This is a genomic window from Acidaminobacter sp. JC074 (assembly GCF_022496765.1).
Taxonomy (GTDB): domain Bacteria; phylum Bacillota; class Clostridia; order Peptostreptococcales; family Acidaminobacteraceae; genus JABXKX01.
On record NZ_VANV01000011.1, the window covers coordinates 108542 to 120736 of the forward strand.

A 12195-nucleotide genomic window follows, 5' to 3' on the forward strand; every position below is an offset into this window, starting at 1 on the left:
AAGGCCGTCATTGACGGCCTTAAATCATGTCATAATACAGTCTGTTAATGACCAGATTGTTCTTAAATTCTAGATCAACCTTCTCATAGTCATATCCTTTTTTAACCTTGTGAATAACCCTAATCTTTGGTCTGAGTGGAAGGTGAGGGTGTATTTCATCTATTACACCGATTTCACCATTTGACAATTCTACTAAAGCGCCTTTTGGATAAGGCACGATGTGTTTTATAAAAGCTTCTACAACCTTAGGGTTGAACTTGGTATTCGAACCTAATATATACTCTAAAGCTTCATTGGGAGCCACTGCACGTTTGTACGGCCTATCAGAGGTCATAGCATCGTATATGTCTGCTATGCCAACTATCTGAGCAATTTCTGATATATCTTCACCTGATAATCTTTGTGGATATCCACTGCCATCAATACACTCGTGATGCTGAAGAACAATTTGCTTGATATAAGCAGACAAGTAAGTCTTGTCCTTTACAAATTGATAGCCCCTGTTTGGGTGATTAAGTATCATGAGTTTTTCATCTCTTGTAAGCTCTGTTGTTTTATTGATGACATCATTAGGTAAAAGGGCTATACCTATATCATGGTATATGGCTCCTAAAAAAACATGCTTGACCATTTCATCATTATAACCTAGTTTCCATGCAATCAATGAAGACAGTAAAGCAACATTTAAAGATGATGAATAGATATAAATGTCTACATTTTTTACATCAATGTATTCAATGAACTGGTCTTGAGATGACTTGAGCTCATATAAGACATCATCTGCATACTCAGACAGCTTGTCGTGTAGATCCAGGACATGTTTGTCGTCTTGTGCAATGGTGAATAATTCTTTGATGAGAAGCATGCCTTTTACTCTAAAAGATTGTTCTAGGAGTCTATTGACTTCATAATCGCTGTGCTCATCTTTTACATAGATGGTATATATCTTGTTATCATTGATCTTGTAAATGAGATTTGCTGACAGGACAGTATTGGCTTTTAGAAGTACTTGACCAGATGCTGTATATAGGTTTTCTCCTAAAACACTGCCTTCTCTTACATATTTAGTCGGTATAGCTCGCATAATATTCTCCTTTATATATAGATGCCCGAAATAAAGACATTAAAACACTCTAAATGTATGATTTGATGATATTTTGTGGCATATTTTGCATGAATATGGGTATTTATAATGTAGAGGAGGTGTCCTATGGAAAATATCAGAAAAGCAGTAGATAAAGGCAACGGTATTTGGATTCAAGCATTTAAAGATCAAGACTATGAAAAGTTAGCATCTTATTTTCACACAGATGGTGCCATTTTAGGTGCAGACGGAAAAGTAATTGAAGGCAGACAGGCTGTAAAAGAGTATTTACAAGAGTTTATGACAAGAATAGGACCGTCTACTTTTACAATAGAGACCATTGATCTATATCTGGTAAGTGGTGAAATTTATGAAAAAGGTGCTTATACATTAACCATTGAAAATGGCAATCGCTATGAAGGCAAATATATTGTAGAATGGAAAGTAGAAGACGGCGATTATAAGTTTTATCGAGACATAGGCATATAGGAGGATAGATGACAATTCATATAGATCAAAAAGCTGTTGATTATTTGAGAAGTAAAAATCATACGACATTAACGCTTTTTCTAAGAAGCACAGGCGGTGGCTGATGCGGTATCATTCAAGTGCCAGAAGTGGCATATAAGGTACCGGAGGTATCAAAAGGCTTTGAGAAATTTGAACAAGATGGCATAACAATTTACATCCAAAAGATGGCTTTAGAAGGTGCTGATAAAATCAATTTTGTTTTAAGAGGATTTTGGTTATTTAAGACAATTGGCGTGGAGGGTGTAAAGTTTCCGAAAATATAGAGACAGGTGAAGAAGATGAGAAAAATTATAGCAATATTTCTACTCGTGTTATCTTCTGTGACATTTGCTGAAGACATAGACAAACTCTATACAGCTGAGACCTTGTATGATCAAGTAATCAGTTTAGAAAATAAATATCCAGAAATAATTAAGGTCGTCCATTTAGGCCAGTCTACTGACGGACGACCTATTTATGCTGTCGTCATGACAGAAAATGTACATATTACCATGAGAGTAAGTGAGGGTTATGTAGAAAAGATGCACTTCTTAGTTGAATCGGGCATTCATTCTAGGGAAAATCCTGGTCCAAACTTAATGGTTAAGATGATAGAAGACTATGCGAAAGACTACTACGATGACTCTGTGATTGAAGATTACAACTTAAAGGAACTCTTAAGTTCAAATGTCCTTCATATTATTCCTTTATCCAATCCAGATGGTTACAACCTTTCTAACAGAGGCCTTTATACCATCTCGAAGGAAAATCAAAACCTACTCTTATCTTTTAGAGATCAAGACTTTAGAAACTATAAATCCAACATCCGTGGGGTGGATTTAAACAGGAATTTTCCAGGTTATTATTATGATGTAGACCTGGAAAGATGGCGTGATATTTGGAATATGATTCACAATGAGTACACGTCTTATCGACCGGGGGGCGCCTTTTACTTTGGCACCCATGCAGGTTCTGAAGTTGAGACCAAATTGATGATGGATTATTTTTTAGATTATGATTTTAGAAATTATTTAAGCTTTCATTCAAAGGGGGAAGTCATCTATTATGATAAGTGGATGCTTTCTGACAATCATAATAAACATGCCTCTAACTTGGCTTATAAAATAGCGCTTGAAACAGGTTATGACATGGTGGCATCTAGTCGTTATACATCTTCATCTGGCTATTCAACTGATTTTGTTGCCATGAACACTTTAAAACCCTCTTTGACTGTAGAGACGGTCCACTGGAAGCAAACACTCCCTGTTACGACTTCTGTCGTTAATAGGGCATATGATCAAGTGAAACATGTACCTTTGATAGCCATGAAAGAAGGCAATAGGGTAGGTTATTTTGATTACAAATGGTATCTGGATGGAAGATATGTCAGAGATTTTGAAGATCAAGTCTATGCCAAGGCTTTTTATGATGAATATGGTGGCATGGTCTTAAAGTATGAGGGTAGACCAAGACTCTTTTTAAATGAAAATATGAATAAGGTTACAAGGCTTGAGATGATTCAAGAAGTCATGGCGCTTGTGTCTGATAAAGTGGTTCCGGGTCAAGCGTATTTGGACTGTGATGACCTATCTGTCAGAAAGGCAAGAACACTTGGGATAATCAGTGATCAAGACTATTTTAGGCCAGATGATTATGCTACACACGAAGAAACTTATGTGGTTCTTAAACAAGCATTCTATGATGATTATGTCTTATCGAATGACCATCAAGTGAATATAAGAGCTTTCTGGGCTGTAGAAGCAATAAAAATTTTACATGAAAATAATATTATAGATTATGACAGGCTATTGGTGGGTAGAATTACTTTAGGCGAATTAAGAGGTTATCTTGTGATAATTAATCAACTGCTTGAAGGAGTATAAAATGATTGTATGGGATAAAAGGTATTCAGTTGGCGTAGAAAAACTAGATCAGCAACATCAGATGTTCTTTTCCTTGATTAACAAACTGGAGGATTTAACGACACATGATACTTTTTTAGATGAGTTACCTAGGCTTTTAAATGAAATTGTAGAGTATGCGACCTTACATTTTAAATCAGAAGAAGATTTGTTAACGAAGATCAATTACCCGGATTTAGCAAATCATCATGCAGAGCATGAAAACATAAAAAAAGATATCTACATGGAATGTAAACGTGTCATTGAAAGAGAACCGACGGCAATGGATGTGATGTGGCTTTACAATTACATGAATAACTGGATAAAACACCACATTTTAGAAGTAGATATGATGTATGTAGAAGCCTTTAAAGATGAATAATCTTTAAGGCTTTTTTTCATGTGAAAAATCATGTAATATAAAAAAAGAGGTGTTTATGATATTATGTAATTTTTCTAATACCAACTACCATCTAAATTGGTACAAAGATGGTTGGGATGGTTTAACTGAGTTTATAGATAAAAATAAAATGGACGGTATAGAACTCCTGCTTCACGGTAATGAAGACGTAGACCATATTCCTAAGGGCCTTGTAAAGGGTCTTCATTTATCTTATTTTCCTACATGGTTAGAGTTTTATAAGGGAGAAGCCTATGAACTGGACTTTCCAGACGATGAATCTCTTATAAGAACCTTTGGAGGCACAAATCCACTCTCTTTACATGATCGTTTTAAAAGAGATTTTGAGATAGCTAAAAAACTGGACGTAGACTATATGGTTTATCATGTCTCTCATGTAAGGTTAAAAGATGCCTTTTCTTTTGAGTTTACCTACAGTGACAAAGAAGTACTAGACCATACTTTAAAGATTGTAAATGATGTCTTTAAAGGCAAGGGGCCAAGACTATTATTTGAAAACTTATGGTGGCCAGGTTTGACCTTAGACAATAGAGACTTACTAGAAACTTTTTTAGATGGTGTAAAATATGAGAACAAGGGCATAATGCTTGATCTGTCTCATATGATCTTAAAGGGCTACTTGGAAAATGAAGCAGATGGTTTAGCTTATATTTTAGATAGACTTGATCATTTAGGTGATGCCATCAAATGGATAAAAGGTCTTCATATCAATGGGACAGATTCATTTGATTATATGCAGAAGAATCATCTTGATAAATACAAAGAATTTAAAGAAGACCCTAAAGAAAACTTTATGGTGATTTATGAACATATTTCTAGTATGGACAAGCATGTACCCTTGATGGATCCTCGATTAAATGAGATTATTAAAAAAGTTGATGCTGATTATCATATGATTGAAGTTGTAGGAAAAGACAGAGAGACTTGGGAGTCTTATGTAAAAGAACAGTTGAAGGTAATAAATGTTTTATAGTTATGATGATAAATGTTTTGAATATGAAGTAAAATACAGTAATAGAAAATCTATAGAAATCCGAATTGAAGCGGGTGGAAAGGTGGTCTTTAAGGTACCTAAAAAAACACCTGACCATATTATTGAGGATGTCATTGAAAAAAGGCTCAAGTGGATAGAAGAGAAACTAGGTGTCGTCGAAAAGGCTTTTAAGTCAAGAGACTTTGAGACCGGTACTATGGTCTATTATTTGGGGGAAAAGGTACCTCTTAAGATTACTAGAAGAAAAACGGACAAGGGTAAGATTTCCTTTGTACAAGGCGAGTTTGTTCTCATTATTCCAGAAGATTATACTTCAGACCATATCAAGCAAATGCTGATCGCTCTTTATAAGAAGATGCTGAGTCCTCTTATTAAAGAACGTATCCACCATTATCAAAATCATTTTAAAGTGCGTCCTAAAAAGATAACCATTAGAGATCAGAAAACAAGATGGGGGTCTTGTTCATCTTCAGGAACTTTGAGCTTTAATTATAGACTTTTGATGGCACCCTTATCTGTCATTGATTATATAGTTGTGCATGAAATGACTCATATGGAGCATATGAATCATTCTAAGTCTTACTGGAAACGCGTACATGAAATCATGCCAGATTATAAAAGTAAAGAAAAGTTTCTAAAGGAGAAAGGCATGCTTTTAAACTTTGAATGGGAGGCCATATGATTCGTAAGGTGGATGATTTAAAGGTTTGTCATCAGTTGATTGTTGAGAGTTTTTTAGATGTTAATAAGTCACTTGGTATCACCAAAGAGAACTGTCCTGGAAATAGTGGGTATTTGACCTTATCTCAACTGGAGAAACAGGTTTCAAAGGGCTTGATACTTTATGGTTATTATGATCCTGACCTTATAGCCTGTATAGGTCTTATGGAGAAGAGTCATGTAAGATGTAAAATTAAAATGTTATCTGTTTTACCTGAATACAGAAATAAAGGCATTGGAAAAGTCCTTATGGATTTTGCAGAGACTCAGGCGAATGAAAAACTTGTTTTAGGTATGATATATGAAAATCAAAAGCTTTATAAATGGTATGAAGCGTTGGGTTATAAAGTGGATAAGATAAAAAAATATAGGGGTAATGAATTTAACGTTGCCTATATGGAGAAAAAACTTGAAAAGAACATTTCAAAAGAAAGTATCTAAAAATACCATTCAGTGCGAGACGTGTGGACTTGTAAAAGGCCGCTGTATTTGTGATTATGAAATTGATATTAATGCCCCTGTTGAGTTTTGGCTTTTAACCCATGAAAATGAGTTTTCAAGAACCAATAACACAGGTAGGCTTATAGAATATGCCATCGCTTCAACCAGGGTATTTGCATGGTCAAGAACAGAAACGCCGTCTCAGATGATTGCTCTTATGGATGATTATGATGTTTATCTTGTATTTGCAGATGACAGGGATGAGGAGAAAAAACGTGTTAAAAGTTATGAGCCTTCCGAAAAGAAAACAGTCTTTATCATACTAGATGGTACATGGAAGGAAGCCAGAAAAATGTTAAGAAAAAGTCCCTACCTTGCGGACTTACCAATCATTGCACTAAATCCTAAGAGTCAAACATCTTATGATTTAAGAAGAAATAAGGATCAAGGACACTTATGTACAGTAGAGGTGGCTGTAGCCTTATTAGATGAGGTTGGCGCTATTAAAGAAGCAGATGCCTTGAATATGTATTTTGAGTATTTTATGGATAGATATCATGATGGAAAATATGAACATGGAGGGACTAATGACCAAACGATTATTTGATGAAGATGTATATATGACGACTTGTCATGCCAATATTATTGAGAGAACTGACCAGGCTGTTATACTTGATCAGACCATCTTTTTTCCAACTGGTGGTGGCCAGTATGCAGATAAGGGGACAATCAACGGTGTTGAAGTAATTGATGTAAAAGAAAAGGCTGGTGTAATTTATCATTATGTCAAAGAGATGATTACAGAAGACCAAGTTGAGCTTTCAATAGACTGGGAAAAAAGATTTGATGAGATGCAGCAGCATTGTGGTGAACATATCCTTTCGGGGGTAATCAAGCTTCTTTATGACGGCAATAATAAGGGCTTTCATATAGGAAAAGACTATGTGACCATTGACATGGACATTAAAATCACTGGCGATATGCTAGTGGAAATTGAAGACAAGGCCAATGAAGCCATCTATAAGAACATTGAACTGGACTTTACCTATGCTGATGACCTATCTGGTGTTGATTTACCTGTAAGAAAGGATGTTACTGTAGATGAAAATATTCGTATAGTAACCATACCTGAAATAGACTGTGTTGCATGCTGTGGTACCCATCCTCATAGAACGGGTGAAGTTGGCATCATTAAACTTTATAAGGTTGAAAAGAACAAGGGCATGCATAGAATCTTTTTTAAGTGCGGCAAGAGAGCTTTAAGAGATTTAAGAAGAAAAACAGATATTATAAAGGTTTTTAACCAAGAGTTTTCATCAGATGATGAAAGCCTTCTTGACAGATATTATGCTGATAAGGCAAAGTCAGAAGACTTAAAGAAGGCCTATATCGCCTTAAACAGAAAGCAGATTGATCTCAATATTGAAGATCAACTAGACACAGAAAAATCTTACCAACGTATGGTATTTGATGTCCTTTCTGGTCAAGATATGAACTATGTTATCAAACAGGTTTCTGATAAGATGAACACTGTAATCTTGATATATTCCAAGTCAGAGAAAAAAGTGATGTTATCTCATGATGGAACAAAGGATGTCAAGTGTAATGAGATTTTCAAGAAAATTAGAGATTTTGGCGGTAAAGGTGGCGGCAGCATGAAGGTTGCCCAAGGTGTCTTTGAGGATAATGATGCAGGTATGATTTTTGTTAAATACGTGGAGGAAGCTCTTTCATGATTGAAGTCTTCGATAAAGAATGGGTCATTGATTTTCTTAGAAAAGAAGATGAAATCTCTAACTTAAATATGATTGGTGCTATTCAAAACATAGAATATGGTATCTATAACAATCCTAACGACCGACTCAGGATGTATGTAGACGACCTAGCATCTCCAAGAGGTGTCATTCTAAGAGAGCATGATTATTGGTATTATGTTTATGCAAAAGATGACGACTTTATCTATCATGTTAAAGAAAACTTCTTTAATGAACTAGATGAGTTTGGTTTTAACGCTGTTGATAAACGCGTCTATGACATCTTGTTAGAAGGAGAAGACTTGGACTGGGATGAAGTATGTGAACTCCTTTATTATGACCCTAAAGGTCATAGGCCTTACAAGTCAAACTTAGAACTGACAGATGGCTGTGTAGGGGATGCAGTGACTGTTGATGACCATTATACCTATAAGGATGAAACATCCTATGACTTTATTTATGATGATTTAAAAAATCGTCCGTCTTCTTTTTATAGGGTTGATGGTGAGGCTGTTTCATGGGTCATGCTTCATAGAGATAACTCAATGGGGATTATGTATACCAAAGAAGCGTATAGGGGAAAAAACATTGCCTTTGAACTTTCCATGGACTTAATTGGTAAACTAATAAATAAAAATCAAATACCTTTTATTCACATTGAAGTCAGCAATAAGCCGTCTTTTAAGCTTGCTGATAAGTGTGGATTTAAGAGATATAAGACCATATATTGGTTCGGTATTAAGAGATAGTCGGAAATGATTGTCTCTTTTCTTTCTATACTCGAAATATACCTTGATATGCTGATAGTTTTCATCTAAACTTTAAGTAGATAAAAATCAGTTTTTGTATATAAGGAGGCATTAAATGAAGAAAGTAGATATTGAACTATTTAGTAAAAGTAAGTTTCTCTCTAAGTTAAAGCACCGTGACAACTATTTATCTTATGTGGTTTCAGAAGCGGTTATGTCAACTAATGAATATACGTCTAGCATTTATTTATATGATCTATTTAAAAAGACACATAGACGTTTAACGACTGGTACAAAAGATGGTAATTACATATGGTTAAATGATGAAGAGATCCTATTTGTTTCTTCTAGAAACAAGCCTAAGGATAAAATTGTAGAAACGACACTTTATAAGATCAACATTCATGGTGGTGAAGCTGAGCAGTACATCACTATACCATACAGAGTTTCTAAAATGCTTGTAAACGAAGGCATCCTATACTGTATAGCAGGTTATCATGAAGATGCTAAAAAGGTACATGAATTAGAAGGTCATGAAAAAGAAGATTATATCAAAGCTCTAAAAGAAGAAGATGATTACGATGTTATTACTGAGATTCCATTTTGGTCAAATGGGGGAACTTTCACAAAAGGTGGTAGACGCATCTTAGTTTCTTATGATCTAAAGAGTGGTGATATCAAAGAATTGACTGAATCGCCATTTGATGTAGCCGATATCTACATAGATGAAAACTTCAATCAGTTATTTGTGATTGGAAAGGCCTTTGAAGGTATGAGAGAGATTACCAATGAGATTTACTTATACCAAGATGGTCTGAAGAAGTTATATGAAGGTGAGTTTGGTTTTAGACGTATCATCCAGACAGACAAAGACCAATTGATTGTTACAGGAACAGACCATAAGACGTATGGTTTAAATGAAAATCCTAAGTTCTACAAGCTGTCTGATGGTAAACTAGACCTATTAACACCTGATTTAAAACTTGCCATGTCCAACTCTGTTGGTACTGATTTAAGATATGGTACAGGAATGAGTCCGCTATATAAAGATGAGAAGGGTATTTATTATCCAATACTTAATGGCTTTAGAAGTGAAATACACTGTCTATCAGAAAAAACTGAATGTGTATTATCTTTACCGGGTTCTTTAGATGAGTATGTTTGTGTGAATGGTCGTTTTTACGGTATTGGTTTATTTGGTAAAAACCTTTCAGAACTTTATGATTTAACAGATATGACATGTTTATCAGAATACAACAATGAAGTTATAGACAATCATTCTTGGTTACCTGTAGAACACTTTAATTATACAAACAGAGCTGGTATGGATATGGATGGATTTATCATCATTCCTGAAAATCCTAGTGATAAAATGCCTACAATCTTAGATATCCATGGTGGACCTAAAACTGTTTATGGTGATATCTTGTATCATGAGATGCAGTACTGGGCAAATGAAGGCTATGTGGTTATCTTTACCAATCCTAGAGGTTCTGATGGTAGAGACAATGCATTTGCAGACATCAGAGGCAAATACGGTACCATTGATTATGAAGATATCATGGATTTTGTAGATGCGGCTATAGAAAAGTATCCTGTCATTGATTCTGAAAAAATGGGTGTTACAGGTGGTTCTTATGGTGGATTCATGACCAACTGGATCATAGGACATACAAATAGATTTAAAGCTGCTGCAACACAGCGTTCTATTTCAAACTGGGTATCATTCTTTGGTACTTCTGATATAGGTTATTTCTTCGGTGAAGATCAAAATGCGGCAACACCGTGGTCTAATCATGACCTTATGTGGAAGCAGTCACCAATTAAGTATGCAGAAAACTTCAAGACACCAACCTTGATTATTCATTCTCATGAAGACTACAGATGCTGGACGCCTGATGCTTATCAAATGTTTACAGCTTTAAAGTTCTTTAGTGTAGATTCTAAAATGGTTGTATTTAAAGGTGAAAACCATGAGCTTTCTAGAGGTGGTAAACCAAAGCATCGTGTTAGAAGATTAAAAGAAATTACAGAGTGGATGGATGCCTACTTGAAATAGAAAATGCAAGTAAGTTGCATTTGAATGTTAAAAGTAAGATAATTCGACGCATGTTTTTCAAAATGTGAATTAATTGTTACAAAATCGAGGTTTTGTTAACAAATAGACGAAAAGAATTTAAAAGTAGTCAAAAGCTTATGAAATGGAGCTTTTGACTACTTTTTTTTACTAAAAAGAAACGGTTTCCTAGTTTAAATGTTAACTTTTTTTAATATTTACGAGACAAATTTAAAATTTTTATAGTATACTTATGAAGAAAGTTGTTATACAACTTGTAAACTATAATGTTTTAGGGGGGTCTAAAACATTTAACCGAAACAAGGAGGCTAAAATGTTGAAGAAAATTACGACTTTACTTCTTATTGCTACATTGGTATTAGGTATGTTTGCCGGATGTCAAAGTGGTGAAACTGAAGCAACTGACGATTGGAAAATCGGTATTTTAACTGGTACTGTATCTCAAAACGAAGAAGAGTACAGAGCTGCTCAAGCAGTTGTTGAGAAGTATGGTGAAGAACACGTTGTTGTTATGACTTATCCTGACAAGTTCATGGACGAGCAAGAAACTACAATTGCTAACGTAGCATCTATGGCTGCTGAAGAGAACATGAAAGCTTTATTATTAATTCAAGCTGTTCCTGGTTCTTCTGCTGCAATCGATAAAGCTAGAGAAATCAATCCTGATTTATTAATCATTGCAGGTGTTCCTGGTGAGAACCCTCAGGATATCGCTTCTAGAGCTGACATCGTATTTACACTTGACGAGTTAACAATGGGTAGAACTATGGTAGAGCAAGCTGAAAAGCAAGGCGCTAAAGTATTTGTTCACTATTCATTCCCAAGACATATGTCTTATGCATTATTATCTGCAAGAAGAGACTTATTAAAAGAAAACGCTGAAGCTAGAGGTATCGAGTTTGTTGATGCTACAGCTTTAGATCCAACTGGTGATGCTGGTTTATCTGGCGCTCAACAATTTATTCTTGAAGATACACCAAGAATGATTGAAAAATATGGTAAAGACACTGCATTTTTCTCAACTAACTGTGGTCTTCAAATTCCACTTATCAAGTCAGTTTACGAAGGTGGAGCGATTTATCCTCAACCATGTTGTCCATCTCCATACCATGGCTTCCCAGCTGCATTAGGTATTGAGATTCCTGAAGACAAGCAAGGCGACATCGCTTTCTTAACAGATCAAATCAAAGCTAAAATGGCTGAAAAAGATATGACTGGTAGAATGTCAACTTGGCCTGTACCATGTTCTATGATGTTCATCGAAGCTGGTGCTGACTATTCTAAAGCTTGGATCGATGGTGAGTTTGAAGAAAAACTTAACTTAGATAAGGTTAAAGAATACTTCAAGGCTTATGCTGGCGTTGATATCGAAGTTAATACATTAGTTGAAGAAGGTACTGAATACCCTAACTACTTAATGGTTCTTTTAGGATACTTAGACTTCTAGAAAAAAGATAAAGTAAATATTGAATTAAGGTTGCCCTCGGGCAGCCTTAATCTTTGAAGTTGAATGTGAAAAATTAAGCAATTTAGAATACTAGGGT

13 protein-coding genes are annotated in these 12195 nt (G+C 35.1%); 12 read left to right on the forward strand and 1 reads right to left on the reverse strand.

Annotated features, from left to right (window positions below; genetic code table 11):
• Window positions 1–19 precede the first annotated feature (19 nt).
• Window positions 20–1084, reverse strand: a complete 1065-nt coding sequence (locus tag EZV73_RS13730; protein ID WP_240840909.1) for an HD-GYP domain-containing protein — start codon at window positions 1082–1084, stop codon at window positions 20–22.
• A gap of 126 nt (window positions 1085–1210) precedes the next feature.
• Between EZV73_RS13730 and EZV73_RS13735 the strand changes: the two genes are divergently transcribed.
• The 12 genes from EZV73_RS13735 to EZV73_RS13790 all read left to right on the forward strand — a co-directional run bounded on the left by EZV73_RS13735 (window position 1211) and on the right by EZV73_RS13790 (window position 12098).
• Window positions 1211–1573 (forward strand): DUF4440 domain-containing protein, encoded by a 363-nt coding sequence (locus EZV73_RS13735; RefSeq protein ID WP_240840910.1) that lies wholly within the window; start codon window positions 1211–1213, stop codon window positions 1571–1573.
• A gap of 8 nt (window positions 1574–1581) precedes the next feature.
• A complete protein-coding gene (locus EZV73_RS28785; RefSeq protein ID WP_264175401.1) occupies window positions 1582–1878 on the forward strand; it encodes a CC/Se motif family (seleno)protein in 297 nt (98 codons plus the stop codon).
• A 15-nt stretch (window positions 1879–1893) separates the two neighbouring features.
• Window positions 1894–3477 (forward strand): M14 family zinc carboxypeptidase, encoded by a 1584-nt coding sequence (locus EZV73_RS13745; protein ID WP_240840912.1) that lies wholly within the window; start codon window positions 1894–1896, stop codon window positions 3475–3477.
• 1 nt (window position 3478) lies between these two features.
• The gene (locus tag EZV73_RS13750) at window positions 3479–3877 is read left to right on the forward strand and encodes a bacteriohemerythrin (RefSeq protein WP_240840913.1); all 399 of its coding nucleotides are present in this window, start codon (window positions 3479–3481) and stop codon (window positions 3875–3877) included.
• A gap of 55 nt (window positions 3878–3932) precedes the next feature.
• A complete protein-coding gene (locus tag EZV73_RS13755) occupies window positions 3933–4889 on the forward strand; it encodes a TIM barrel protein (protein ID WP_240840914.1) in 957 nt (318 codons plus the stop codon).
• Window positions 4879–5592 carry a M48 family metallopeptidase gene (locus EZV73_RS13760; protein ID WP_240840915.1) on the forward strand — a complete coding sequence of 238 codons (714 nt, stop codon included), beginning with the start codon at window positions 4879–4881 and terminating at the stop codon, window positions 5590–5592. Before EZV73_RS13755 ends, EZV73_RS13760 begins: the two co-directional genes overlap by 11 nt.
• Window positions 5589–6071, forward strand: a complete 483-nt coding sequence (locus EZV73_RS13765) for an N-acetyltransferase (protein WP_240840916.1) — start codon at window positions 5589–5591, stop codon at window positions 6069–6071. Before EZV73_RS13760 ends, EZV73_RS13765 begins: the two co-directional genes overlap by 4 nt.
• Window positions 6040–6678, forward strand: coding sequence for a tRNA-uridine aminocarboxypropyltransferase (locus EZV73_RS13770; protein WP_240840917.1), 639 nt, complete (start codon window positions 6040–6042; stop codon window positions 6676–6678). Before EZV73_RS13765 ends, EZV73_RS13770 begins: the two co-directional genes overlap by 32 nt.
• Window positions 6659–7807 (forward strand): alanyl-tRNA editing protein, encoded by a 1149-nt coding sequence (locus tag EZV73_RS13775; protein ID WP_240840918.1) that lies wholly within the window; start codon window positions 6659–6661, stop codon window positions 7805–7807. The genes EZV73_RS13770 and EZV73_RS13775 overlap by 20 nt, the downstream gene beginning before the upstream one ends.
• Entirely contained in the window at window positions 7804–8574 is a 771-nt protein-coding gene (locus EZV73_RS13780; protein ID WP_240840919.1) for a GNAT family N-acetyltransferase, read from the forward strand. Before EZV73_RS13775 ends, EZV73_RS13780 begins: the two co-directional genes overlap by 4 nt.
• Before the next feature lie 115 nt (window positions 8575–8689).
• A complete protein-coding gene (locus EZV73_RS13785) occupies window positions 8690–10633 on the forward strand; it encodes a S9 family peptidase (RefSeq protein ID WP_240840920.1) in 1944 nt (647 codons plus the stop codon).
• Window positions 10634–10964: 331 nt separating this feature from the next.
• Window positions 10965–12098, forward strand: a complete 1134-nt coding sequence (locus EZV73_RS13790; protein WP_240840921.1) for a DUF3798 domain-containing protein — start codon at window positions 10965–10967, stop codon at window positions 12096–12098.
• The last annotated feature ends 97 nt before the right edge of the window (window positions 12099–12195 follow it).